A 25925-nucleotide genomic window follows, 5' to 3' on the forward strand; every position below is an offset into this window, starting at 1 on the left:
AATTCGTAGGAAGAAAGAAGTTCACGAACTTCCATTTCTACGAGTTCAAGCAGTTCTTCGTCGTCAACCTGGTCAACTTTGTTCATGAAGACAACCAGAGCAGGCACACCAACCTGACGAGCGAGCAGGATGTGCTCACGAGTCTGAGGCATTGGGCCGTCTGCAGCGTTAACAACGAGGATCGCGCCGTCCATCTGTGCAGCACCAGTGATCATGTTTTTCACATAATCAGCATGGCCTGGGCAGTCAACGTGCGCGTAGTGACGAGCTTCGGTTTCATATTCAACGTGTGCTGTTGAAATAGTGATACCGCGAGCACGCTCTTCAGGAGCGCCATCGATTTCGTCGTATGCTTTAAAATCACCGAAGGATTTAGTAATCGCTGCGGTCAGTGTAGTTTTACCGTGGTCAACGTGGCCAATTGTGCCGATGTTGACGTGCGGCTTATTACGTTCAAATTTTTCTTTAGCCATCGGATCTCTCCGTTCTCTCTTGAATCCCTTTGACTGGTCTAATGAGGTTTAGGCGTATTTCGCCATAACCTCGTCAGCAACAGCCTGCGGGACTTGGTCGTAATGATCGAACACCATGGAATACTGCGCACGTCCTTGGGACATGGAACGCAAGTTGTTCACGTAACCAAACATGTTGGCCAGCGGAACCATAGCAGTGATAACGGTCACGACACCGCGGTTTTCGGTACCGGCGATTTGTCCACGACGGGAATTCAAATCACCAATCACGTCACCCATATAGTCTTCTGGAGTGACAACCTCAACCTTCATGATAGGTTCCAGAAGCTTTGGACCTGCTTTAGCCACAGCTTCGCGGAAACCAGCACGACCTGCGATCTCAAATGCGAGCACAGACGAGTCAACATCATGGTAAGCACCGTCAGTGAGGGTAGCTTTAATGTCGACCATCGGGAAGCCAGCAAGTGGACCAGAGGACATGACGGATTCGATACCTTTGGATACACCAGGGATGTATTCCTTAGGAACGTTACCGCCAACAATCGTGTTAGCAAACTCAAAACCTTCACCAACAACATTTGGCTCGATAGAGAGTTTGATGCGAGCAAACTGACCAGTACCACCGGACTGCTTCTTGTGGGTATAATCCACGTCAGCAGACTTGGTAATGGTTTCACGGTAAGCAACCTGAGGTGCACCGATGTTTGCTTCAACCTTGAATTCACGCTTCATGCGATCAACAAGGATGTCCAGGTGAAGTTCGCCCATACCAGCAATGATTGTCTGGCCGGACTCTTCATCTGTCTTCACGCGGAAGGACGGATCCTCAGCAGCCAGGCGGTTCAGGGCAAGGCCCATCTTTTCCTGGTCACCTTTGGTTTTAGGCTCAACAGCGATCTCGATAACCGGATCCGGGAACTCCATGCGTTCCAGAATAACAGGCTTCAGAGGATCACAAAGCGTATCACCAGTGGTCGTGTCCTTCAGGCCTGCGATAGCCACAATGTCGCCTGCATAGGCTACATCAATGTCATCGCGGGAATTTGAGTGCATCTGCATCATGCGACCAACGCGTTCGCGCTTGCCCTTAACAGTATTCAGCACGGATGAGCCTTTATTCAGCACACCAGAGTAAATACGTGCGAAGGTCAAAGAACCAACGAACGGATCGTTCATGATTTTAAATGCGAGCATACCAAGCGGCTCTTCATCAGAAGATTCGCGTGTGGTTTCTTCCTCAGTCTTGGCGTCGATACCTTTAATCGCCGGCACTTCAACCGGGTTAGGAAGGTAATCTACAACAGCGTCAAGAAGAGGCTGAACGCCTTTGTTCTTGAATGCTGTACCGCACAACACTGGAACGAAGTTGCCAGCAATGGTACCCTTACGAATAAGCTCTTGAAGCTTTTCGTTGGATGGCATTTCGCCTTCCAAGTATGCTTCAGTAGCTTCTTCTTCTACTTCTACAGCGATCTCGATCAGTTTTTCGCGGTATTCAGCAGCTTGGTCAGCGAGATCTTCTGGAATATCCAGCTCATCCCAGCTTGCTCCAAGAGCCTCACCGTTCCAAACCAATGCTTTCATCTTCAGCAGATCGATAACACCAGCAAATTCGCTTTCAGCGCCGATCGGCAGCTGAACACATGCTGGAGTTGCGCCAAGACGCTTCTCGATCATTTCTACACAGCGGAAGAAATCAGCACCGAGTTTGTCCATCTTGTTGACGAAGATCATGCGTGGAACGTTGTACTTATCAGCCTGACGCCATACGGTCTCAGTCTGAGGTTCAACACCAGCATTCGCATCGAGAAGTGCAACTGCACCATCAAGAACACGCAGGGAGCGTTCAACTTCAATCGTGAAGTCAACGTGACCTGGAGTGTCAATGATGTTCAGACGCTTACCGTTCCAGTGGGCAGTCGTAGCAGCTGAAGTAATGGTAATACCACGCTCCTGCTCCTGCTCCATCCAGTCCATGGTAGCTGCACCATCATGAACTTCACCGATTTTATGGGACTTACCAGTGTAATACAGAATACGTTCTGTAGTGGTCGTCTTACCAGCATCGATGTGAGCCATGATACCGAAGTTACGGTAGTCCTCGATTTTGTGCGTACGTGACATAGCGTCAGCCTCTATCCAGGGTGATTACCAACGGTAGTGCGAGAATGCACGGTTAGCTTCAGCCATCCGGTGAGTATCTTCGCGCTTCTTAACGGAGTTACCACGGCCATTCGCAGCATCCAGCAGTTCACCGGACAGACGACCAACCATTGTGGTTTCGTTACGACCGCGAGCTGCAGAAATCAGCCAGCGGATAGCAAGTGCCTGACGACGCTCTGTACGAACTTCGACTGGAACCTGATAAGTTGCACCACCAACACGACGGGAGCGAACTTCAACCTGTGGCATAACGTTTTCGAGCGCCTGATGGAACATCTCGAGCGGGCTAGCCTTAGCTTTAGATTCGATCGCATCGAATGCACCGTATACGATGCGTTCTGCGGTGGATTTTTTACCATCGAGCATTACTGCGTTCATGAACTTAGTAACGACGATATCTCCGAACTTAGGATCCGGAATAACTTGACGCTTTTCAGCGGCGTGACGGCGGGACATATCGGTCTATATCCTATTATTTCGGACGCTTAGCGCCATACTTGGAACGACGCTGTTTACGATCTTTAACACCCTGGGTGTCAAGAACGCCACGGATGATGTGGTAACGAACACCAGGCAAATCCTTTACACGACCACCACGGATCATGACAACGGAGTGCTCTTGGAGGTTATGACCTTCACCCGGGATATAACCAATAACTTCAAAGCCATTGGTCAAACGGATTTTTGCCACTTTACGAAGCGCTGAGTTAGGCTTCTTAGGAGTGGTTGTATATACGCGAGTACACACGCCGCGCTTCTGCGGGCACGCTTCCATCGCTGGAACTTTGTTCCGCTTCGCCGGCACTGTACGCGGCTTACGGATCAACTGGTTGATCGTTGGCATAATTTGCCCTTTAACTACTTTTGCTCTTCGACCGGACGCAGTTTCTGGTAGACATACGCATGCGCACCAAATCCACGAACGATTATTCGTGAAGGGCACCGCGAAACCAGAGGACCACGGACGGATCCGCGGTCTTGCATTCGACTTGTATTCGCCTTTGAACCCGACAACGTTTAAGCTTCAGTACTCCGAGGCGAGGCGCCTCAGGAGAAGGACATTGCTTACTGCTTGCCATAAGGTTGCCGGAACCTACTCATCAGGACACTGTTCGTCAAGTCCCTTCCAAGAGATTCTTGGCCCCAGCCTCTCAGATTCATACGGTGTATCCCAAGATTCGCGTAGATTCAGCAATTTCATCTCGGAAGACGTCAAAATTTGGAGGCGCTTAAGTGTTCATTGCAGTTTGACTCTGAAGATTAAAAGGAAGTTAAGCACATCCCTACTCTGACTCATCGTCATTTCCGCAGGTCATTTGATTCTTACAGCTTTAACTCAAATTCAATTACGCCCCTTAAGTGCAAATACTGCCACAGGGCGAAGGCACGTCGTCGCCTCAAGTCTCAAGCACCCAACACACCCAGTTAGGGAGCAAGGCCGCCGGCAACCGTCAGTGTCGTCCCACTCACGAATCCTGCCCCGGATGATCCCAGCCAGACAGCAGCCTCTGCAATATCTGAAGGCTCGCTATACGACCAAGAGGCGTTGCAGCAGCAACAAGGGCCGGACGATCAGGGTTCCCCTCCCGCTGGTGCATGTCGGTCGCGGTTGTTCCCACACGGATCGCATTCACCCGAATACCAAGGGGCCCAAACTCTTTACCTGCACCAACCGTCAATGTTTCCACTGCACCTTTTGAAGCGGCGTAGTGAACATACTCCCCAGGGCTCCCCATCACGGCAGCAATCGAAGACATATTTACAATCGCACCACCAGAACCACCTTCGTCAATCCTCATGCGTTTAGCTGCTTCTTGCATGCAATAGATCATGCCGAACACATTGGTCTGAAAAGTCGAAACCAACGCCGAGCTATCCAAGTCCACTAAGGAGGACGATCCCCCTATGATACCAGCATTGTTCACGAGGCAAGTAATCGGCCCAAGTCTCTCGTCACAAATGACAAACATCTGACGCACGGCTTCAAGATCAGCCACATCCGCACCAACAGCAATCGCGCGAACGCCAACCTCCTTGCATCGCCGGACAGTCTCTTCCGCTCCGGCCTGATCACAATGATAGTTCACACAGACATCATAACCAGCTTTGGCAAAAGCAACCGCGGTGGCTTGACCAATGCCCTTGCTGGCACCTGTTACCAATGCAGTCTTCGAAGTAGCATTCCCCAAGAACGTTCGCTCCATTTAACTCTGGCTTCAACTGCAAAGCCAAAAGATCACCGTACTCACAAGTCAGGCAAGATCACTACTTATTTGAAACACCCAGCAGAGAGGCATTCACACCTCCCCTCTCCCCAAACACAAAAAAGGAGAGGTCACCCTCTCCTTTCCAAAATCCAAAATCGGATCATCAGTTCAATTTTTAGAACGTGATCACTGAAACATTGCCTGCCAGTGCGTCTTTATAAGGCTGAACGAAGAACTCTTCCTCCGGTGTTTCCGTGATGTATCCCAGCTGATCAAGAGCTGCATCCACGAAACCCTGTTCACCCAACGCTTCAACGGCACGGCGAACTGCACCATCGTCATCAGGCGCGGTCACCATCACATGGAACGGAAGACCATCTTCTTCTTCACCGTCCTCCTCTTTCCACGCACGGCCCATAATCAGGTAGACAACTGGAGGGGCGTCATCACCATTTTCTTCTTCAATCTGATCAGACATTTTATTTCCTTCATCACGCCCCCACTCAGTCCAGCCCGACCGAAAGGATGCGTTTCAATTCAAAACACCAGACGTATCTGCCAAGGAGCCTCAGCTTCCAAATTCAGATACGCGTCTTTCTTGTTAGTGGCAGGTCAGCAGGTCGCCACAAGCAACCATCCGCCATAAACGGAAAAGCCGCCCCGAAGGGCGGCTTGACCTCAATTTAGATTTTGCAGCTCACTAGAACTGACCGTCACGGCTGAAATCTTCAAGCATGGAGTCCGCAGTTCCAGCAGTAGAAGCTGAACGGCGAGCGTCCTGGATGAGATCATCACGCAGTGTCGCAATCTTACGAGTGCGGTTCATCGCCCCGCCTGTACCCGCTGGGATCAGACGACCAACAATCACGTTCTCTTTCAGACCGTCCAGTGGATCGATCTTGCCGAAGACAGCTGCTTCAGTCAGAACACGCGTTGTTTCCTGGAACGATGCAGCAGAGAAGAACGAACGAGTCTGCAAGCTTGCCTTCGTGATGCCCAGAAGAACTGGAACACCCTTGGCAGGATCACGTGCATTATCAATCGCACGCTGGTTAGCTGCATCAAATTCGATCTTATCGACCTGCTCACCAGAGAAGTACTCTGTTTCGCCCGGATCAGTGATCTCAACCTTCTGGAGCATCTGACGAACAATCACTTCGATGTGCTTGTCGTTAATGCCCACGCCCTGCAGACGATAAACTTCCTGGATCTCGTTAACGAGGAAGGCAGCCAGTGCCTCTACGCCCTTAATCGCAAGAATGTCATGCGGTGCCGGGTTACCATCAACAAGGTATTCACCCTTCTCGATAGTGTCCCCTTCCTGCAGGTGGAAGTGCTTGTTCTTCTGGATGAGGTACTCAACAGGCTCCAGGCTCTCATCGGTAGGATCGATGATGATGCGGCGCTTGTTTTTGTAATCTCGGCCAAAGCGGATCGTACCGTCAAGCTCAGCGATAATCGCGTGATCTTTCGGACGACGTGCTTCGAACAGTTCAGCAACACGTGGCAGACCACCGGTGATGTCTTTCGTTTTTGCAGATTCCAGAGGAATACGTGCAAGAACGTCACCAGCAGAAACCATGTCACCTGGCTGCACGGACAGAATAGCGTCAACGGAAAGCAGGGAACGAGCATCGCCACCGCGAGCCAGTTTCTTGATCTTGCCGCTGTCATCCTGAATAACCATCGCAGGCTTCAGATCAGCGCCACGCTGAGAAGAACGCCAGTCGATAACAACACGCTTGGTGATACCGGTCGCTTCATCAGCAGTTTCCTGCATAGAAGAACCATCCACCAGATCTTCAAAGCCAACACGACCGGAAAGTTCTGTCAGGATCGGACGCGTGTACGGATCCCATTCAGAAATACGATCACCGCGCTTGATGACGTCACCTTCGTCAACGAAGATTTTACCACCGTAAGTCAGACGATGCGTAGAACGCTCATTACCGTCACTATCTACGATAATGATGGACATGTTACGTGCCATAACAATGTTGTTGCCATCAGAGTCGCGAACCACATTACGGTTGCGCATCTTCACGGTGCCTTCAAAGTTGGATTCAATGAAGGAACTATCAACAACCTGTGCCGTACCACCAATGTGGAACGTACGCATGGTCAACTGAGTACCAGGCTCACCAATGGACTGCGCAGCAATAACACCAACAGCCTCACCGATGTTCACCGGAGTACCACGTGCAAGGTCACGGCCATAACAGGTCGCACATACACCAGTCTTGGTTTCACAAGTCAGCACGGAGCGGATCTTGACCATCTGGACCTTGGCAGCTTCAAGAAGCTCCACGTCCTTCTCGTCAATCATACGTCCCTTAGGAACGAGCACTTCGCCAGTCTTGTTGTTGCGGATGTCTTCAGCCGCAGTACGGCCAAGCACACGCATACCAAGGGTCGCGATAACGTTACCAGCATCAACGATTGGCTGGACGGTAATGCCACCGGTGGAACCACAGTCAACTTCAAGAATGATGCTGTCCTGTGCAACGTCCACGAGACGACGTGTCAGGTAACCGGAGTTCGCAGTTTTCAACGCCGTATCGGCAAGACCCTTACGGGCACCGTGGGTGGAGTTGAAGTACTCGAGAACCGACAGACCTTCTTTAAAGTTCGCGATAATCGGGTTTTCGATGATGGAACCATCTGGTTTCGCCATCAGACCGCGCATACCGCCGAGCTGCTTCATCTGCGCTGGAGAACCACGCGCACCGGAGTGAGCCATCATGTAAACAGAGTTCATCTGTTTCTGACGACCTGTGTCCTCTTCGAACTCGGTCGCAGAGATGCGGCCCATCATTTCATCAGCGACTTTGTCAGTACACTTCGCCCAGGCGTCAACAACCTTGTTGTACTTCTCGCCCTGAGTGATCAGACCGTCATTGTACTGCTGTTCGTATTCAGTCACCAAAGTGGTGGTGCTTTCAACGAGTGTCGCCTTGGCATCAGGGATAACCATGTCATCCTTACCGAAGGAGATACCAGCACGACATGCGTTTTTGAAGCCAAGCTGCATAACGCGGTCACAGAAGATAACGGTCTCTTTCTGGCCACAAGCACGATAAACTGTATCGATCATCTTGGAGATGTCTTTTTTGGTCATCAGCTTGTTACAGGCGTCGAACGGTACTTCGAAGTGCTTCGGCAGCAGCTCTGCAATCATCAGACGACCAGGAGTGGTCTCATGGATTTCAGAGGTTGGGTTGCCCAGCTCATCAACAGACTTGAAGCGGCCACGGATCTTGGAGTGAACAGTGATAACACCGTTTTCCAGCGCGTGGTGCAACTCACCCATGTTACCGAAGGCCATGCCTTCACCTGGTTCACCATCCGCCATAATGGACAGGTAGTAGAGGCCAAGAACAATATCCTGGGACGGTACGATGATCGGACCACCGTTCGCCGGGTGCAGAATGTTGTTGGTGGACATCATGAGAGTACGGGCTTCAAGCTGCGCTTCCAAAGAAAGCGGAACGTGAACAGCCATCTGGTCACCATCGAAGTCAGCGTTAAACGCGGAACAAACGAGTGGGTGCAGCTGGATTGCCTTACCTTCAATCAGGGTAGGTTCAAAGGCCTGAATGCCAAGACGGTGAAGCGTAGGCGCACGGTTCAGGAGAACCGGGTGCTCGCGGATCACTTCATCAAGGATATCCCAAACTTCCGGACGCTCTTTTTCAACGAGCTTCTTCGCCTGCTTAACAGTGGAAGAATAACCCTTTGCATCGAGGCGGGAATAGATGAACGGCTTGAACAGCTCAAGCGCCATCTTCTTCGGCAGACCACATTGGTGCAGCTTCAGTTCAGGACCCACAGTAATAACGGAACGACCGGAGTAATCCACGCGCTTACCGAGAAGGTTCTGACGGAAACGACCCTGCTTACCCTTCAGCATGTCTGAAAGGGACTTCAGAGGACGTTTGTTTGCACCCTGGATCACACGACCACGACGACCATTATCGAACAGCGCATCTACAGATTCCTGCAGCATACGTTTTTCGTTACGGATAATGATGTCAGGCGCTTTAAGCTCGATCAGACGCTTCAGACGGTTGTTACGGTTGATCACACGACGATAAAGGTCGTTGAGGTCAGACGTCGCAAAACGGCCACCATCCAATGGAACCAGCGGACGCAGATCTGGTGGGATCACAGGAACAACGGTCAGGATCATCCATTCAGGACGGTTTCCGGACTCGATGAACGCCTCAACAACCTTCAATCGCTTCGCCAGTTTCTTAGGCTTCAGCTCTGTGGTTGCTTCTGCAATTTCCTGACGGATCTTTTCAGATTCACGCTGCAGATCCATGCTGGCAAGGATCTCACGGATCGCCTCAGCACCAATCATAGCAGTGAAGCTGTCTTCACCGTATTCGTCCTGAGCGGCAACAAACTCTTCTTCAGAAAGCAGCTGACGCAGCTTCATAGGAGTAAGGCCCGGCTCAATAACAACGTAGTTCTCAAAGTACAGGATGCGCTCAAGATCTTTAAGCGTCATATCCAACAGCATGCCGATACGGGATGGCAGCGACTTCAGGAACCAGATATGCGCAACAGGAGCTGCAAGCTCAATGTGGCCCATACGTTCACGGCGTACACGGGACAAGGTGACTTCAACGCCACACTTCTCACAGATAACGCCTTTATATTTCATGCGCTTATACTTACCGCACAAGCACTCATAGTCCTTGATAGGACCGAAAATCCGAGCACAGAACAGCCCGTCGCGCTCTGGCTTGAAAGTTCTGTAGTTGATCGTCTCCGGCTTTTTGATCTCACCGAACGACCAGGACAGAATTTTCTCCGGGCTGGCGATCGAGATGCGGATATGATCGAAGGTCTGTGCGGGAGCCTGTTGATTGAACAGGTTCATGACCTCTTGCGACATCAGCTCTCTCCTAAAATGCGCAGGTCGGGGAGCGTGCTAATAAGCAGGCTCCCCTCTTCCGGCATGAATACATGACTTACAGCGAAATACCTTGAAAGGTCTTATTCCGCGGCATCGATTGCTTCAGCGTCATCATTGGCTTTCTGACGCGGTTCCTTATCCTGCAACTCGACATTGAGGCCCAGGGAACGCATTTCCTTGACGAGAACGTTAAAGCTCTCAGGAATACCCGCCTCAAATGTGTCGTCACCCCGGACGATAGCTTCATAAACCTTGGTACGACCTGCCACGTCATCAGACTTAACAGTGAGCATTTCCTGCAAGGTGTACGCTGCGCCATAAGCTTCAAGCGCCCACACTTCCATCTCACCGAAGCGCTGACCACCGAACTGCGCCTTACCACCCAGCGGCTGCTGAGTAACAAGAGAGTAAGGTCCGATAGAACGCGCGTGGATCTTATCGTCAACCAAGTGGTGAAGCTTGAGCATGTAGATGTAACCCACAGTGACCTGACGGTCGAACTGTTCACCGGTACGTCCGTCATACAATGTAGACTGACCGGATGGTTTCATCTCAGCAATGTTCAGCATGTCAACAACGTCAGGTTCACGTGCACCATCAAAGACCGGAGTCGCGATGGAAACGCCATGACGCAGCTGCTCACCAAGTTTAGCGATGCCTTCGTCGTCGTATTCCTGAACCGGCTCACCCTTGATGTTGTCGCCGTAGATCTCAACGACCTTGCCACGAAGCTGCTCGATCTCGCCAGACTTACGATATTCGTCGTAAAGCTCGCCGATCTTCTGCCCCATGCCGGCACAAGCCCAGCCAAGGTGTGTTTCAAGAATCTGACCAACGTTCATACGGGATGGAACGCCGAGTGGGTTCAGAACGATATCAACGTGTTGACCGTCATCCAGGAATGGCATGTCTTCACATGGGTTGATCTTGGAAACCACACCCTTGTTACCGTGACGACCAGCCATCTTATCACCAGGCTGAATCTTACGCTTAACCGCAACGAAGACTTTAACCATCTTCATAACGCCAGGTGGCAACTCATCACCACGCTGCAGCTTCTCAACCTTGTCGATGAAGCGCTGCTCAAGACGCTTACGGCTCTCATCATAAGAACCACGAAGCGCTTCCAGCTCGCTCATCAGCTGCTCGTCTTCGACAGCAAACTGCCACCACTGAGAACGTGGGAATTCGTTCAAAACGTTACCGTCGATCTCAACACCCTTGCGGAAGTTCTTCGGACCACCAACAGTCACATGACCCATGATCATCTCAGCCAGACGGCCATAGACGTTACGGTCAAGAATTGCCTGTTCGTCGTCGCGGTCTTTCGCAAGACGTTCAATCTCTTCGCGCTCGATAGCCATCGCACGTTCGTCTTTTTCAACGCCGTGGCGGTTGAATACACGAACTTCAACAACAGTACCGGATACACCTGGAGACAGACGCATGGATGTGTCGCGAACGTCAGAAGCTTTCTCGCCGAAGATCGCACGCAGAAGTTTTTCTTCTGGTGTCATTGGGCTTTCGCCCTTTGGAGTGATCTTACCAACAAGAATGTCGCCTGGTTTCACCTCAGCACCAACATAAACAATGCCGGCTTCATCAAGGTTCTTCAGCGCTTCTTCAGAAACGTTAGGAATATCGCGAGTGATTTCCTCAGGGCCAAGCTTCGTATCACGCGCCATCACTTCGAATTCTTCGAGGTGGATGGAGGTGAAGACGTCATCGCGAACGATGCGCTCGGACAGTAGGATGGAATCCTCGAAGTTGTAGCCGTTCCAAGGCATGAACGCGACCATAACGTTACGGCCAAGCGCCAGATCACCCAGATCAGTCGAAGGACCGTCTGCAATGATATCGCCCTTACGAACCCGGTCACCTACGTTCACCAGCGGACGCTGGTTGATACAAGTATCCTGGTTGGAACGCTGGAACTTCATCAGGCGGTAGATATCTACGCCAGACTTGGAAGGATCCAGATCTTCAGTCGCACGAATAACGATACGTGTTGCGTCAACCTGGTCAACCACACCGCCGCGACGTGCGCCAATAGCAGCGCCAGAGTCACGAGCAACGATTGGTTCCATACCGGTGCCAACAAATGGAGCCTGTGCACGAACGAGCGGCACAGCCTGACGCATCATGTTGGAACCCATCAGTGCGCGGTTCGCATCATCGTTCTCAAGGAACGGAATGAGCGACGCAGCAACGGAAACCAGCTGTTTCGGAGACACATCCATCAGATCAACGCGATCAGAGGTGACCAAGATGTTTTCACCCGCATGACGACACTGAACCAGGTCGTTCACGAAGCTACCATCTTCGTTCATCTCAGCGTTCGCCTGAGAAACGTAGTACTTGCTCTCTTCCATAGCGGAGAGATAGACAACGTCTTTCGTCACCAGACCATCAATAACACGGCGGTATGGGCTCTCAATAAAGCCATACTTGTTCACACGTGCAAAGGTTGCCAGTGAGTTGATCAGACCAATGTTCGGACCTTCCGGTGTTTCAATCGGGCAGATACGACCATAGTGTGTTGGGTGAACGTCACGAACTTCAAAGCCTGCGCGCTCACGGGTCAAACCACCAGGCCCAAGCGCTGAAAGACGACGCTTATGCGTCACTTCAGACAATGGGTTGGTCTGATCCATAAACTGAGACAGCTGGGAAGAACCGAAGAACTCACGTACAGCTGCTGCAGCAGGTTTTGCGTTGATCAGATCCTGAGGCATCACAGTGTCGATCTCAACAGAGCTCATACGCTCCTTGATCGCACGTTCCATGCGCAGCAGGCCAACACGGTACTGGTTTTCCATCAATTCGCCAACGGAGCGAACACGACGGTTACCAAGGTTATCGATGTCATCGATTTCGCCGCGGCCATCACGAAGATTAAGCAGCAGGCTGATCACTGACAGGATATCGTCTTTACGCAGAACACGAACAGTATCTTCACACTCAAGGTCAAGACGCATGTTCATCTTCACGCGGCCAACCGCGGAAAGGTCGTAGCGCTCAGCATCGAAGAAGAGAGACTGGAACATAGCCTCTGCAGTCTCAATGGTTGGCGGCTCACCAGGACGCATAACGCGGTAGATGTCAAACAGAGCACCTTCGCGGCCGTCATTCTTGTCGGCAGCCAGCGTGTTGCGGATGAAAGGACCAACGTTAACGTAGTCGATATCCAGAACAGGCAGATCGTGGTAGCCACGCTCGATAAGCTCATGAAGAAGCTTTTCAGTCAGCTCTTCACCAGCTTCAGCATATATCTCACCAGTACGCGTATCAACAATGTCTTCGGCAAGGTACTGGCCAAACAGATCATCATCAGTACCCTTAAGAGATTTAACACCCTTTTCGGTCAACTGACGGATTGTACGAGCGGTAATTTTCTTACCAGCTTCAACAACCACTTCACCGCTGGCAGCATCAACCATATCGGCAGTTGCTTTAGTACCCTTAAGACGAGCACCATCGAACGGTACGGACCAGCTGTTTTCGCCGTTACGTACGTAGTCGATACGGTTATAGAAGGTATTGAGAATCTCTTCGCTATCAAGACCAAGCGCCATCAACAAAGATGTCACAGGGATCTTACGACGGCGGTCGATACGTGCGTGGACAATGTCCTTAGCATCGAATTCGATATCGAGCCATGAACCACGGTAAGGGATCACACGTGCGGCAAACAGAAGTTTACCGGAAGAGTGGGTCTTACCTTTGTCATGGTCAAAGAATACACCCGGGGAACGGTGCATCTGAGACACGATAACGCGTTCTGTACCATTGATCACAAAGGTACCGTTATCGGTCATGAACGGAATATCGCCCATGTAGACATCTTGTTCTTTGATGTCTTTAACCGATTTTGCGCCAGTATCTTCATCCACATCAAACACGATGAGGCGAAGCGTAAGCTTCAGTGGCGCAGCGTAAGTCATATCACGCTGGCGGCACTCTTCCACATCATACTTTGGTGCTTCAAATTCGTAATCTACGAATTCAAGAAGGGAATTGCCTGCAAAATCCGAAATGGGGAATACGGACTTAAATACGGCCTCTAGGCCTTCGTCAACGCGGTTATCTTCAACCTTATCAACTTGCAAGAATTGGTCATAAGACGCCTTCTGCACTTCGATAAGGTTTGGCATAGCCGCTACATCGCGGATGGATCCGAAGTATTTACGGACCCGCTTGCGACCGTTGAACGTCTGCGTCATTGTCGCTCCTCGTATCACTCAAGGTGACGGTTCAGAAAAACGACGCCCTGCATGGCAGAAAACGTAGCTTCTCAGAACCGTCCACAATAGGGCGCTGTTCAGGCACCCTCCCCCGTTGGGACGTTTACCCCGGCCGGGAAACCCGCCAGGGTACGGAAAAGGTCCCGGATTACTCCGGGACCAATATCTGAAGAACTCAGGATTACTTGAGTTCTACTTTTGCACCAGCTTCTTCGAGCTTCTTTTTCAGCTCAGCAGCTTCGTCTTTAGAAACTGCTTCTTTAACAGCTTTTGGAGCGCCTTCTACGAGCTCTTTAGCTTCTTTCAGGCCAAGACCCGTGATCGCACGCACTTCTTTGATCACGTTGATTTTCTTCGCGCCAGCATCAGCCAGGATCACGTCGAATTCAGTCTGTTCTTCAGCAGCTTCAGCAGCTGGACCAGCAGCAGCAACAGCTACAGGAGCAGCAGCGGAAACGCCCCACTCTTCTTCGAGCAGCTTGGAAAGCTCAGCAGCTTCCATAACGGTCAGTGCGGAGAGTTCTTCTACGATCTTTGAGAGATCAGCCATTTTTCAGTACCTTGTTGTTCGAACCGTTTTCGGTTTTGACAAAAATTATGTGGTTCCGCCTTACGCGGCTTGGTCCTTCTCGGCGTACGCATTGAAGACGCGAGCAAGTTGCCCGGCCGGTGCGCTCGTAACCATGGCCATACGGGTCGCTGGGGTCTGAAGCATACCCACCAGCTTGCCACGAAGCTCGTCCAGAGACGGCATCGCTGCCAGTGCTTTAACACCAGCAGTATCCAGGTTAGTTGAACCAAGAGCACCACCAAGGATTACGAAATTTTCGTTAGCCTTAGCGAAGTTAGCAGCAGCCTTAGGCGCAGCAACTGGATCGTCAGAGTAGACGATGACAGTTGGGCCTGTGAACAGGTCGCTGATATGCTCTAGTTCAGTGCCTTGAAGGGCAAGCTTGACAAGGCGGTTTTTAGCAACCTTTACGGTACCACCAGCTTCACGAGCATCAGCACGCAGCTGAGTCATCTGAGAAACTGAAAGGCCCGCATAGTGCGCAACAACTGCAACGCCAGTGTTCGACAACACTTCGTTGAAATCGCTGACGAACTTTTGCTTATCCGCTCTTTCCACTTGCCTTCTCCAGTTGGCAGCAATTCTCATTGCCGCCGGTTTGCCTTTGCCGCATCAAAGTTGGGCTAACCCAACCTCGACAACGACGATTAGGGTCCTGTCCCCTTACGCGCCGGAGAGACGCAGCAAGGCAATTTGGTTCGAACCGCAAGGTTGAATTGCATTTTGCATATCAACCAAATCAGTTCTTCTCCATCTATGCAGGCCTTTCTTATCAAAAACTTAAACCAACAAACGTTGGCACCTGCAGTCTCGGACAGGGATGCCGAAGGACCATAACAGTCTTTCAGCGGTAAAACCTCCCACATGAAAGCGGGAGGTAACTCTTATAGGCGAGGTGTTTACTCGGTAATAGAACCAAGATCAACCTTCACGCCAGGTCCCATCGTGGATGAAAGGGCTACGCGCTTAACGTACGTACCTTTTGCACCTGATGGCTTAGCTTTGATCACTGCATCAACGAACGCTTTCACGTTCTCTTCCAGCTTGGAAGCTTCAAAAGAAGCTTTGCCAACGCCAGCGTGAATGATACCAGCTTTTTCAACGCGGAACTGTACAGAACCACCTTTGGCGTCTTTAACAGCCTTGGTCACGTCAGGGGTCACAGTGCCAACCTTAGGGTTAGGCATCATGCCGCGAGGACCGAGAACTTTACCAAGACGACCAACGAGTGGCATCATGTCAGGAGTTGCGATGACGGTATCGAAGTTGATGGTACCGCCCTGAACTTCTTTAACCAGCTCTTCAGCACCAACAATGTCTGCGCCAGCAGCTTTTGCTTCATCAGCTTTCGCATCACGAGCAAATACAGCAACGCGTACAGTTTTACCGGTACCGTTTGGAAGAACACATGCACCACGAACCATCTGGTCTGCGTGACGTGGGTCAACACCAAGGTTGATTGCAACTTCGATGGTTTCGTCAAACTTGGCAGTGGAGCCAGACTTAACAACACCAAGAGCTTCGCTTACTGCGTACTCTTTGTTACGTTCAATACCTTCGCGAGCAGCTTTAATGCGCTTACCTACTTTAGCCATGATACTTTACTCCGTAACTTCCAGACCCATGGAACGGGCGGAGCCTTCGATCATCAGCATTGCTGCTTCGATGTCGTTAGCGTTGAGATCTTTCATCTTAGCTTCTGCGATTTCACGAACCTGAGCTTTAGTCACGGACGCGATGGTACCGCGACCAGCAGTTGCTGAGCCAGATTTGACTTTCGCAGCTTTCTTAAGGAAGAAAGAAGCCGGAGCTGTCTTAACTTCAAAAGTGAAAGACTTATCGGAGTAATAAGTAATGATGGTTGGGCAAGGAGCACCTTTCTCAACATCCTGGGTCTTAGCGTTAAACGCCTTACAGAATTCCATGATGTTCAGACCGCGCTGACCCAGCGCAGGACCAATTGGTGGGGATGGTGTAGCAGAACCTGCTGGCACCTGAAGCTTTAAGTAGCCGTCAATCTTTTTCGCCATAATTCTCTCCAGAATGGATCTGTGAAATCACGCCAAGCGCATTTCACTGGATAAGAGAGCGGGCGGTCTGGCTTCCAGCACACCGACGAAAGTGCGCTTCACCTGCCGCCCCATCCCGGACTTAACCGACTTTGTCGACCTGTCCGTATTCAAGTTCAACCGGGGTAGCCCGGCCGAAGATGGACACTGTCACTTTCAGACGTGCCCGTTCCTCATCGACTTCCTCGACGAGACCAGAGAAGGAAGCAAACGGGCCATCGCTGACGCGAACCTGTTCACCAACTTCAAAGCTGACAGAAGGTTTCGGAGCTTCGACACCTTCCTGAACCTGATTAAGAATACGCTGCGCTTCAGCCTCAGAGATCGGCATCGGCTTCTTGTCGTTACCGAGGAAGCCAGAAACTTTCGGCGTATCGTTGATCAGGTGATAAGCATCGTCGCTCATCTCCATCTTCACCAGAACGTATCCTGGGAAGAACTTACGCTCAGCATCAACTTTGCGACCGCGACGTACCTCTACGAATTTCTCGGTCGGAACCAGAACTTCGTCAAATGAATCTTCAAGACCCTGCTGCTGAGCTCTTTCTTTAATCGCTTCAGCAACTTTACGCTCGAAGTTCGAATAAGCGTGCACAATATACCAGCGCTTAGCCATCTTAAATCCTGTTCCTACTAGAAATGCCTGTAAGGCTATTTAGAAGCCAAGCAGTAAACTGATACCCCAGCTCATCAGCTGGTCAGCAGCAAGAAAGAACATCGCCGCCAGGAAAACCATCACGAAGACCATTAACGTGGTCACGCCAGTTTCCTTACGCGTCGGCCAAGTTACCTTCGCAGTTTCAGAACGAACTTGCTGGATAAATGTAAAAGGATTGGTTTTTGCCATCCGGTCCCGGCCCATTACACGACAGGTGGGCGCGTAGATTCTTCCACGCACCCTATCCCTGAAAAACTCTTCATATGCCACCAACTTCGATTAATCAAGATCTTTCTCAACCAAAGAGATGGCAGGGGCAGCAGGGCTCGAACCCGCGACCTACGGTTTTGGAGACCGTCGCTCTACCAACTGAGCTATACCCCTACAAAGTCCCAAGCATGGGACAAAACCTTTTTCCGACCAATAATCAACTCACTGGAAGGAACCGTACCGCAATAACCACCGCGGTACGATATGTAAAGACTTTAAAAGCCTTTATTCGATGATTTCAGCTACAACACCAGCGCCGACGGTACGACCGCCTTCACGGATAGCGAAGCGCAGACCATCTTCCATAGCGATTGGTACGATAAGTTCAACTGAAACAGCAACGTTATCACCAGGCATCACCATTTCTGTGCCTTCCGGCAGAGAAACAACACCAGTCACGTCAGTCGTACGGAAGTAGAACTGTGGACGGTAGTTGGTGAAGAATGGAGTGTGACGTCCACCCTCTTCCTTGGTGAGGATGTATGCCTCAGCCTTAAACTTAGTGTGAGGAGTAACGGAACCTGGTTTACAAAGAACCTGGCCACGCTCAACATCTTCACGACCAACACCACGGATCAATGCACCGATGTTGTCGCCAGCTTCGCCCTGATCGAGCAGCTTGCGGAACATTTCAACACCAGTAACAGTGGTCTTAGATGTGTCTTTAACGCCAACGATCTCAACTTCGTCACCAACGTGAACGATGCCACGCTCTACACGACCGGTTACAACAGTACCACGGCCAGAGATAGAGAACACGTCTTCGATCGGCATCAAGAATGGCAGATCGCGTGGACGGTCAGGAGTTGGGATATAGTCGTCAACTGCAGCCATCAGCTCTACAATTTTGTCTTTGCCGATCGCGTCATCGCGGTCTTCAAGAGCAGCAAGTGCAGAACCAGCAATGATTGGAATATCATCGCCTGGGAATTCGTAGGAAGAAAGAAGTTCACGAACTTCCATTTCTACGAGTTCAAGCAGTTCTTCGTCATCAACCTGGTCAACTTTGTTCATGAAGACAACCAGAGCAGGCACCCCAACCTGACGAGCGAGCAGGATATGCTCACGCGTCTGAGGCATTGGACCGTCTGCAGCGTTAACAACGAGGATCGCGCCATCCATCTGTGCAGCACCAGTGATCATGTTCTTCACATAATCAGCGTGGCCTGGGCAGTCAACGTGTGCGTAGTGACGAGCTTCGGTCTCATACTCAACGTGCGCTGTGGAGATAGTGATACCACGTGCGCGCTCTTCAGGAGCACCGTCAATTTCATCGTATGCTTTAAAATCACCAAAAGATTTAGTAATCGCAGCAGTCAGCGTAGTTTTGCCGTGATCAACGTGGCCGATTGTGCCGATGTTGACGTGCGGCTTATTACGTTCAAATTTTTCCTTCGCCATGGGCGTAGCTCTCTATTTAATCGTAGTTCCGTCGATCAAGGCTTGAAGCCAATAAAAGACCCCAAGGATTCTGTTAGGATACCTTCAGCAAAGAGCGAGAAGAGATTGGAGCGGGTGAAGGGAATCGAACCCTCGTATTCAGCTTGGAAGGCTGCTGCTCTACCATTGAGCTACACCCGCATTACCAATTTCAAGTCGATGGTGGAGGAGGTTGGATTCGAACCAACGTAGGCATAGCCAGCGGATTTACAGTCCGCCCCCTTTAGCCACTCGGGCACTCCTCCGAGATCGACCAAAATTCTCTAAAAGAGAACTTTTTGAAACTCGTTTTGCCAAACACGCCGCTTAACCGCTAAGCAGTTGCGCCGCGTCCTGTGGCGCGGTTTATGCCGCTGAGAACGCCATCTGTCAACGCCTCTTTTGCATGTGCCTGTGCAAAATCAACAAGGCAGTTAGTTTTCCCCCTTTTTTGTCGGAGAACTAACCGACGGAATCTACGTATGACCTTGCTAAATCACAGCTCTTCTCACCAAACCCGGCAATTTTGGTGCAAATTCTTTTTTTGGCAAAGTGAAAAGATTACACACATGAACACCCTCTCAAATTCACTGGACCTGCTCTTTTTATATAAGCAACAAAAAAGGAATGTTTAGCCTCCCCTCTTTATTCCCTTGAAGCGAAAACATCACCGGAGTATCGAGAGGCTATGAGCAACTTTAAAAAACAAAAGAGCGCAGGCGGCAACCGCTGGAGCCCTGAGCAAAGCCCAGAGCGAAGCAATGATCGCCCCCATAAGAAAAGCCGGCCCGATGGAAAACCGTCTGGTGGATTTTCAAAGGGCAAGCCCTGGCTGAAGAAATCAGCTGCTGAAGACGGCCCTTTCTATATATATGGACTTCACACCATTGAAGCCGCCTTTAGAAATCCGGAACGCACTCGCCACAAGCTCCTCATAACGCAAAACGCATTACGGCGACTGGAAGAGCGCAATCTGAAGATTGACGTTCCGGTTGAAGAAGCCAGCCCCCGCGACATCGACAAGCTGGTTGGCAAAGATGCCGTCCATCAGGGCGCTGCACTGCTGGTGGATACCCTTCCTGAATATGGACCGGAAGAACTCCAGGACGGTCAGCTCGTTCTGGCACTCGATCAGGTCACCGATCCGCACAATGTCGGCGCTATCCTACGTTCCGCTGTCGCTTTGAGTGCTGACGCTGTTGTCACCACCCGCCGTCACGCACCTGAAGAAGGCCCGGTCCTTGCCAAAACAGCAAGTGGCGCGCTGGATATGATCAAACACGTCCGCGTCCCGAACATGTCTCGTTTTGTCGATGAAATGAGAGATAAAGGCTATCAGGCAATTGCATTGGACAGCGAAGGTCCGAACTCCGTCGAAAATACAACTTTCACGGATAAGACCCTGCTGGTCCTCGGCTCAGAAGGAAAAGGTGTACGTGAAGGCGTCCGCAAAAACTGCGACGCCCTCGCCCGCCTGGACATGCCGGGAGAGATCAAATCCCTCAACGTCTCCAACGCAGCGATCCTGTCCCTCTACGTCGCCCGCATGAAAATGGGGCTGTCCTAACCGACAGCCTCCGGGTCTGCATCTACGGCGTATCCCTAAAAGTGGAAACTGGTTTCAGATAAAGTCACGCAAAAAACAAAACTAAGCAGTTCATGCGTTTCAGCTAAAAGCGAGTAGCTTTAAACTCAAACAAGAGTCGCGTCTCAAGTAGCAACCACAAACCGCATGAAGCAAAAAATTCTATAGCGGGTTATGTACCCATCTTTGTTGGGATCCACCTTATATAGACAGCTTGGACGCAGGCGTAAATTTGAAGCTATAGCCCCCATCCAGCCAGCGTTGAAGACGATTCTGAGTATAGTGATCACTCACTTCGTAATGCGTAACGCAGCCAACCTTAGGAACGTCTGGGGCATCACCGAGCAAAGCCATATCTAGTGTCATGCAATTGGCATGGTAGATATGAACACTGCCGCCATCCTCTTTTTGCAGATAGGCAGTGTGTACGACCGCACCGACCTGGTCATCGATGAAGTTGATGATGCCTGACCCGGTTATCTTTGTATGGTCGAAATATTTCTGCGTGTTTGAAGCAGTGATGCCCATTTTATCTGAGAAGCCAAGCGGGTAACCACCTACTTTTGCTCCGCTCATGAGTTCCTGCTTGAAATGGTTTGAGATTTTTCCTTCAAGCACGCCCACTTTCAGAGCAAAATTATAGCAAACCTGAGGGTGCCAGCCTTCTGGCTTCTTAGCGAAGTCAGAGGCAATCTTTTTTTGAAGCTGCGCACTCGTGACAGGATTACTTACTCCCTGGTGAGCTTCGTGCGGTTTGAACAACCTACCAAAACTAATACGCATATTTCACTAACCTTATAAACAAAGCCTATGGCACGAAGCCGATGCGGAGAAAGCTTTCCAATACGCTACTGTTCTCGCATCGGGCTGACCATGAAGCTTAAACTTTGCCAGTTAGTTGAGTTTAGCTGAGTAGCGCCACCTCCATGATGCGCGGTGTGATAGTCAGATCTTCAAGTATGCGTCTTACACATATAAGCCCACCGCCAGCGACATTATCGTCTTTGGTCACAACGTGCCCACGGTTGCTGATCAAGCTCTCAAGAACCAGCAGTTCACGCCTTGGCAAGGCTACCGCGTTGACCGTGCTTGTTCGAGATTTAAAGTTATAGGAAAGACTGCCGACAGCTTCAGTTTTGCCAGACACGGAGCTTGGCCGACGCAACAAAGCTCGCATTCTTGCAACAAGCCCAGACATCGCAAAGCGCTTGATCAGATAATCATCCGCTCCAGCCTCCAACCCATCAATACGATCTTCAATTGTATCACGGGCTGTTAGCATAAGAATTGGCAGATCGCTGCCTTCCTCCCGAAGGAATGAGACAATCTCAATCGCATCTCCATCCTGCAACATTCAATAAGCAATTAACGCATCAAACATCTCAGAGTTCATGAGCATTTGCGCATCTTCAACGCATCTGCACTGATCTACCGAAAACGCAGCAGCCACCAAAGCCTTTTCAATTTGCTGAGCGACACCTCTTTCATCTTCCACTACCAAAATCCGCATTCAACTCTCTTGTTGGCCAAGAACCCTACAAACATATGCGCATGGCACATCACAAGCTTAAGCCAAAGTTAAGTCCCAAAACCTTGCGTCCTGCGCAAAGCCTTGCTCCCCCCTCAACGATAGCCAACTCAGTATTCTCAAACCGCAGATAGGAGCTGTAATGTGTAGGCAGGAACCGTTGCTCCCCTTTCATGATGCAGGTACAGCTCACTTGCCCTGCAAGACCAGCAGCAACCGGGTCAGCTCACAACAGACAGTATTTTACATTGCGGATGTTTCCTGTTGGCCCGGTTCAACACAAGACAGGATCCACTTAGGGGCATCACTGATCGTTTTCATCACGACACTCAACTTGCCACCACAACAAACAGCAAGACTACTCCGGCCTGCATGAACACAGGCCATGCGGAGAACCGCTATCGCCTGAACGTCTCGTTTTGCATCTGTGAAGTTCTGAGCCTTGCCCAAACACCCTTCGGCTCCCCAACAGGACACCTTTCGCGCCAAGTTGTGTCTCCGCACCCAACCACCAAAGCTCCTACACTCTGGAAAGCGCTCCCGACGACCAAACAAAGAACGCTGCTCAAAAGCCCTGCAACCAAAAACGCTCACTCACACACACCACCTCACAGGCCCGCAAACACCGCCAAAAGCAACAGCTGCCAGGACCCCAACAAAGGCAAAACTGATATTCAGCGAATATGTATGCTTCTCACTTTCGAAATTCACCGAAGCGGAAACTCATCGGCTCTACTCCCCTTCCATCCCCAGCTGTCGCCAAGGGGGAATAAAGAAGCACAACTCACACCCAAACCCACAAAGCCAACGCTCCTTTAATCAGTCAGTGTTTTCCGACCATCACCCCATAGGAACGCAGAAATTCCCAATACCTTTCAAACGAACGCACAAAACAACGCAGACGCGCAAACCAAGAAATTTTCTATCAATATCAATAGGCTGCATCCTCCGCATGTGGAAAAGAAGCCCCAAAACAACCAGATCAACCCCGAATTCATCCAAAAAATTCGTTCCCCTGTGAATTCTTCCAAATTTTTGCATTTTCGGTATTTACAAACCCCGCCAGCGCCCGTAAATACCCCTCCAACGAAGACGACGCCGGTATAGCTCAGATGGTAGAGCACCTGACTTGTAATCAGGGGGTCGCGGGTTCGATCCCTGCTGCCGGCACCACTCTTCTACTTGATTTATCAAGGAAATTTCAAAGCCTCCTCCGGGAGGCTTTTTGCTTTTCTGGCTTTTGTCAGCATATTGTAAGCAAACGGGCGTTTTTGTAAGCAGAATTTCGCCCTTCGATATACCCTTTCAACTAAATACTGGAAAAGCTGTGATGCCGTCAAAAACAAGGCATTCTGTGAGGTTCGGTGAAGTGGGAGCTGATAGTTGACTGTCAGAGGCTGAGAATTACAGTTTAAAAACCTGCTTATATACGATTGCCTAAGATCATCCGCAAATGTGACTCATTTTGAGTTTTAATCAGCGCGCGGGTTCGATCCCTGCTGCCAGAGCTATCGTTACTCGCTTAAATAATAAAGATAGTAAAGAACTGTAAGTACATTAACTATACCGTCGACTATTAAATTTCTGAGCGAGGGGCAGAGCAAAGCCCTCCCCCACACTTACATAACTCAAAACGTCTTGGTGTACTGCAAGAAGACACGGCGGCCTTCGGCTAGGATGTTGCGGTTGCGGCCAGAGCTTGCTGTTACATTGGTCTGCTTGGTATCAAACACATTCTCTACACCAAACTTTACAGTCCCAAAGTCCGCAGCGTATTTGGCGCCTGCATTGACAGTGAATGTCTGTTTCAGTTTTAGATCTTCTGACTGCGGGTTCCCGTCATCAACATCTCGCCCCGAGCCGTAGATTGCTTCGCCATGAAGGCTCAAGCCATTCTCGAACCGGTAGTCTGTATAAAGGGTCGCCTGGAATGGGGAACCGATGCGATTATTCGGCAACGCGTCGTCAAGGTCGCCATCCTCATCATAATCATAAACACCTTCTTTGTAGGCGAGAATAGTTCCAAGGCTCCAATTTGCATTTACAGCGGCTTTTGCATTGAGCTCAGCTCCCCAAATGCGTTCTTTTCTCTGCCTTAGAGCGCTTGCAGATGGGTTGAATGTGAGACCTTTATCCGTTGTTGAGAGATAAACAGAAGCAGCAAGGGAGTATTTGCCATCATTGAAACGCGTACCCACTTCGTAGTTGTTGACGATGGCTGCTTCTGGCTTCAAATCAGAAAAATCAAATTCTGTACGACCCGGGTTTGTGTTGTCCAGTGACCGGCGAGTGAAACCTCCAACGTCTGGTACAGAGAACCCTTGAGAAAAGCCTGCAAACAAATCCAGATTATCATTAAGATGCATCACACCGCCGACATTAAAGACCGTAGCATCATAAACTGCATCCCCGCCTTTGACATTTGCTTCAGCAACAGGGATATGCAGACCTTGATAGTAATAAGTGCCAGCAGGTCTTGTATAATCACCTACGCTCAGATCATAACGTTGATAACGAAGGCCACCACGCAGTTCGAACATCTCTCCGATTGGAACCTTGAGCTGTCCAAAGACCGCAAAGGAGTTTTGTTCCATTGGTCCAATGATATCTCGACCATCCGGCAGTTTTTGAGTTACATCTTCGTATGTAAAGTCGCCACCGTAGCTGAACTCCAATCCTTCGTAGAAGTTACTGAGATCACGATCAAATGTGGTACGAACTCCAACCTGCTTCATGAATACTGAGTTTTGAGAACGGTCCGGATCTGGAGAATAAGTGAACGGATTAGCGTCACTCAATGGAACCAAAGCCGAACGTCTTTCAGTATCGTTGTAAAAGAGTTCTACATTGGCATCACCGAAAAGCCCCAGATCGTAGAAATTTAATGTCGCGGTCAGGTTCTTGGCGTCTTCCATCGGGCTCAGCCCTTTATAGGGATCGCTGGTGTTTTGAGAAACCGGGTCCGATGTGAAATCGGAATAGAACTCGATATCTTGCTCCATTTTGAGCAGATTGGCGTAAATCGAGACATCAAATCGCTCAGCTTCAAAACCAACACGACCAGAGATATTGTATTGCTCGATACCAGAGCCACCACCCTGCCCAGTTGCCGGATCTTCTGGTACGCGCGTGCCGTTTCCATCAAACAAATCACCCGTGTTTTTGAACTGGCCATTCAGTTGAATGCTCTTGCCATTTTTCCGGTATCCAGCCTCAGCACTCGTGAGCACATGCGCACTATCCTTAATATTGCGCTCACTAGCAGAGATGGTGGTGGAGAAAGCCCCACTGAAGCCCTCTTTATCAGCACTCTTAGTGATGACATTGATGATACCGCCTGTACCACCATCACCATAAACTGCACTTGCACCGTTAATAATTTCAATGCGTTCAATACTATCTGCATCAATGAGGCTTAGAACGCGATTCACTTTACGCAGCGAAGATGTGCGCGGGCTGCCATTTACCAGTACTTGCAACGAGCGCCCGCGGAAAGTTTCCCCTAATCCGCTCAGTGTGTCATTGCTGAGATTTAAGCCCGGAATGTAACGCCCCAACGCAGTCGTGATATCCCCATTTGCGGCAACAGCTTGCTGTAGTTCCTCACCAGAGATCACCTGCACCGTACCCGGGATGGAGGAGATGGATTCCTCGGTACGGCTGGCGGTTACGACGACGGTTAGGTCGGTGTCGTCTTCGATGGCATCCTGTGCGGTTGCGATGGATGTTGTTTGAAACATTGCGAAAGGCGCGACAGTGCACAGCAGCACTCGCGCGAAGGAACCTTTGTTCCCCATAGCGACGCGTTTCATAT

At 50.4% G+C, this 25925-nt stretch carries 21 protein-coding genes and 4 tRNA genes; 2 read left to right on the forward strand and 23 right to left on the reverse strand.

What is annotated here, in order from left to right:
• The 18 genes from PsW74_RS22010 to PsW74_RS22095 form a co-directional block, all read right to left on the reverse strand.
• Positions 1-473 (reverse strand): GTP-binding protein (locus PsW74_RS22010; protein ID WP_153042456.1); only part of this gene is annotated, 473 nt, incomplete at its 3' end.
• 48 nt (positions 474-521) lie between these two features.
• On the reverse strand, positions 522-2597 hold the full coding sequence (fusA, locus tag PsW74_RS22015; RefSeq protein ID WP_057464824.1) for an elongation factor G: 2076 nt from the start codon (positions 2595-2597) through the stop codon (positions 522-524).
• Positions 2598-2621: 24 nt separating this feature from the next.
• Positions 2622-3092, reverse strand: coding sequence for a 30S ribosomal protein S7 (gene rpsG, locus PsW74_RS22020; protein WP_057464825.1), 471 nt, complete (start codon positions 3090-3092; stop codon positions 2622-2624).
• A 16-nt stretch (positions 3093-3108) separates the two neighbouring features.
• Positions 3109-3480, reverse strand: a complete 372-nt coding sequence (gene rpsL / locus PsW74_RS22025) for a 30S ribosomal protein S12 (protein ID WP_057464826.1) — start codon at positions 3478-3480, stop codon at positions 3109-3111.
• 622 nt (positions 3481-4102) lie between these two features.
• Positions 4103-4825: an SDR family NAD(P)-dependent oxidoreductase gene (locus PsW74_RS22030; RefSeq protein ID WP_206599950.1), complete on the reverse strand. Its 723-nt coding sequence runs from the start codon at positions 4823-4825 to the stop codon at positions 4103-4105.
• A 193-nt stretch (positions 4826-5018) separates the two neighbouring features.
• Positions 5019-5321 carry a hypothetical protein gene (locus PsW74_RS22035; protein WP_063289482.1) on the reverse strand — a complete coding sequence of 101 codons (303 nt, stop codon included), beginning with the start codon at positions 5319-5321 and terminating at the stop codon, positions 5019-5021.
• A 222-nt stretch (positions 5322-5543) separates the two neighbouring features.
• On the reverse strand, positions 5544-9746 hold the full coding sequence (rpoC, locus tag PsW74_RS22040; protein ID WP_063289483.1) for a DNA-directed RNA polymerase subunit beta': 4203 nt from the start codon (positions 9744-9746) through the stop codon (positions 5544-5546).
• A gap of 101 nt (positions 9747-9847) precedes the next feature.
• On the reverse strand, positions 9848-13990 hold the full coding sequence (gene rpoB, locus PsW74_RS22045; protein WP_057464830.1) for a DNA-directed RNA polymerase subunit beta: 4143 nt from the start codon (positions 13988-13990) through the stop codon (positions 9848-9850).
• 202 nt (positions 13991-14192) lie between these two features.
• On the reverse strand, positions 14193-14561 hold the full coding sequence (gene rplL, locus PsW74_RS22050) for a 50S ribosomal protein L7/L12 (protein ID WP_063289484.1): 369 nt from the start codon (positions 14559-14561) through the stop codon (positions 14193-14195).
• A 60-nt stretch (positions 14562-14621) separates the two neighbouring features.
• Entirely contained in the window at positions 14622-15140 is a 519-nt protein-coding gene (gene rplJ / locus PsW74_RS22055) for a 50S ribosomal protein L10 (protein ID WP_063289485.1), read from the reverse strand.
• A gap of 341 nt (positions 15141-15481) precedes the next feature.
• The gene (gene rplA, locus PsW74_RS22060; protein WP_063289486.1) at positions 15482-16177 is read right to left on the reverse strand and encodes a 50S ribosomal protein L1; all 696 of its coding nucleotides are present in this window, start codon (positions 16175-16177) and stop codon (positions 15482-15484) included.
• Between the two features lie 6 nt (positions 16178-16183).
• A complete protein-coding gene (gene rplK, locus PsW74_RS22065) occupies positions 16184-16612 on the reverse strand; it encodes a 50S ribosomal protein L11 (protein ID WP_057464834.1) in 429 nt (142 codons plus the stop codon).
• A 121-nt stretch (positions 16613-16733) separates the two neighbouring features.
• Positions 16734-17267: a transcription termination/antitermination protein NusG gene (gene nusG / locus PsW74_RS22070; protein ID WP_057464835.1), complete on the reverse strand. Its 534-nt coding sequence runs from the start codon at positions 17265-17267 to the stop codon at positions 16734-16736.
• Positions 17268-17306: 39 nt separating this feature from the next.
• A complete protein-coding gene (gene secE / locus PsW74_RS22075; RefSeq protein WP_057464836.1) occupies positions 17307-17498 on the reverse strand; it encodes a preprotein translocase subunit SecE in 192 nt (63 codons plus the stop codon).
• Between the two features lie 119 nt (positions 17499-17617).
• Positions 17618-17693, reverse strand: a tRNA-Trp gene (locus tag PsW74_RS22080).
• A gap of 111 nt (positions 17694-17804) precedes the next feature.
• A complete protein-coding gene (gene tuf, locus PsW74_RS22085) occupies positions 17805-18980 on the reverse strand; it encodes an elongation factor Tu (protein WP_063289481.1) in 1176 nt (391 codons plus the stop codon).
• A gap of 106 nt (positions 18981-19086) precedes the next feature.
• Positions 19087-19160: transfer RNA gene (locus tag PsW74_RS22090), tRNA-Gly, on the reverse strand.
• Between the two features lie 19 nt (positions 19161-19179).
• Positions 19180-19264, reverse strand: a tRNA-Tyr gene (locus PsW74_RS22095).
• A 422-nt stretch (positions 19265-19686) separates the two neighbouring features.
• On the opposite strand from PsW74_RS22095, the gene PsW74_RS22100 reads away from it, so the two are divergent.
• The gene (locus tag PsW74_RS22100) at positions 19687-20565 is read left to right on the forward strand and encodes an RNA methyltransferase (RefSeq protein ID WP_063289487.1); all 879 of its coding nucleotides are present in this window, start codon (positions 19687-19689) and stop codon (positions 20563-20565) included.
• 219 nt (positions 20566-20784) lie between these two features.
• Here PsW74_RS22100 and PsW74_RS22105 read toward each other — a convergent pair whose 3' ends face one another.
• The 4 genes from PsW74_RS22105 to PsW74_RS22115 form a co-directional block, all read right to left on the reverse strand.
• Entirely contained in the window at positions 20785-21366 is a 582-nt protein-coding gene (locus PsW74_RS22105; protein ID WP_063305872.1) for a hypothetical protein, read from the reverse strand.
• 121 nt (positions 21367-21487) lie between these two features.
• Positions 21488-21937, reverse strand: coding sequence for a response regulator transcription factor (locus tag PsW74_RS22110; protein WP_063289489.1), 450 nt, complete (start codon positions 21935-21937; stop codon positions 21488-21490).
• The gene (locus PsW74_RS28980) at positions 21938-22093 is read right to left on the reverse strand and encodes a hypothetical protein (RefSeq protein WP_193775976.1); all 156 of its coding nucleotides are present in this window, start codon (positions 22091-22093) and stop codon (positions 21938-21940) included.
• Between the two features lie 261 nt (positions 22094-22354).
• A complete protein-coding gene (locus tag PsW74_RS22115; RefSeq protein WP_153041740.1) occupies positions 22355-22600 on the reverse strand; it encodes a hypothetical protein in 246 nt (81 codons plus the stop codon).
• 608 nt (positions 22601-23208) lie between these two features.
• Here PsW74_RS22115 and PsW74_RS22120 point away from each other — a divergent pair.
• Positions 23209-23284 (forward strand) — tRNA-Thr (locus PsW74_RS22120).
• A gap of 455 nt (positions 23285-23739) precedes the next feature.
• Here the strand turns inward: PsW74_RS22120 and PsW74_RS22125 are convergent.
• On the reverse strand, positions 23740-25923 hold the full coding sequence (locus PsW74_RS22125; protein WP_208988106.1) for a TonB-dependent receptor: 2184 nt from the start codon (positions 25921-25923) through the stop codon (positions 23740-23742).
• Positions 25924-25925 lie beyond the last annotated feature (2 nt).

Origin of the sequence: Pseudovibrio sp. W74 (assembly GCF_001623085.1) — a bacterium.
Lineage (GTDB): Bacteria > Pseudomonadota > Alphaproteobacteria > Rhizobiales > Stappiaceae > Pseudovibrio.

Coding starts and splice junctions, on each gene's coding strand:
- fusA (WP_057464824.1), bottom strand. CDS start 2,597: ATGTCACGTACGCACAAAATCGAGGACTACCGTAACTTCGGTATCATG.
- PsW74_RS22125 (WP_208988106.1), bottom strand. CDS start 25,923: ATGAAACGCGTCGCTATGGGGAACAAAGGTTCCTTCGCGCGAGTGCTG.
- rpoB (WP_057464830.1), bottom strand. CDS start 13,990: ATGACGCAGACGTTCAACGGTCGCAAGCGGGTCCGTAAATACTTCGGA.
- rpsG (WP_057464825.1), bottom strand. CDS start 3,092: ATGTCCCGCCGTCACGCCGCTGAAAAGCGTCAAGTTATTCCGGATCCT.
- nusG (WP_057464835.1), bottom strand. CDS start 17,267: ATGGCTAAGCGCTGGTATATTGTGCACGCTTATTCGAACTTCGAGCGT.
- PsW74_RS22035 (WP_063289482.1), bottom strand. CDS start 5,321: ATGTCTGATCAGATTGAAGAAGAAAATGGTGATGACGCCCCTCCAGTT.
- rpsL (WP_057464826.1), bottom strand. CDS start 3,480: ATGCCAACGATCAACCAGTTGATCCGTAAGCCGCGTACAGTGCCGGCG.
- PsW74_RS22110 (WP_063289489.1), bottom strand. CDS start 21,937: ATGTTGCAGGATGGAGATGCGATTGAGATTGTCTCATTCCTTCGGGAG.
- rplL (WP_063289484.1), bottom strand. CDS start 14,561: ATGGCTGATCTCTCAAAGATCGTAGAAGAACTCTCCGCACTGACCGTT.
- PsW74_RS28980 (WP_193775976.1), bottom strand. CDS start 22,093: ATGCGGATTTTGGTAGTGGAAGATGAAAGAGGTGTCGCTCAGCAAATT.
- PsW74_RS22105 (WP_063305872.1), bottom strand. CDS start 21,366: ATGCGTATTAGTTTTGGTAGGTTGTTCAAACCGCACGAAGCTCACCAG.
- PsW74_RS22100 (WP_063289487.1), top strand. CDS start 19,687: ATGAGCAACTTTAAAAAACAAAAGAGCGCAGGCGGCAACCGCTGGAGC.
- tuf (WP_063289481.1), bottom strand. CDS start 18,980: ATGGCGAAGGAAAAATTTGAACGTAATAAGCCGCACGTCAACATCGGC.
- rplK (WP_057464834.1), bottom strand. CDS start 16,612: ATGGCGAAAAAGATTGACGGCTACTTAAAGCTTCAGGTGCCAGCAGGT.
- rplA (WP_063289486.1), bottom strand. CDS start 16,177: ATGGCTAAAGTAGGTAAGCGCATTAAAGCTGCTCGCGAAGGTATTGAA.
- secE (WP_057464836.1), bottom strand. CDS start 17,498: ATGGCAAAAACCAATCCTTTTACATTTATCCAGCAAGTTCGTTCTGAA.
- rpoC (WP_063289483.1), bottom strand. CDS start 9,746: ATGTCGCAAGAGGTCATGAACCTGTTCAATCAACAGGCTCCCGCACAG.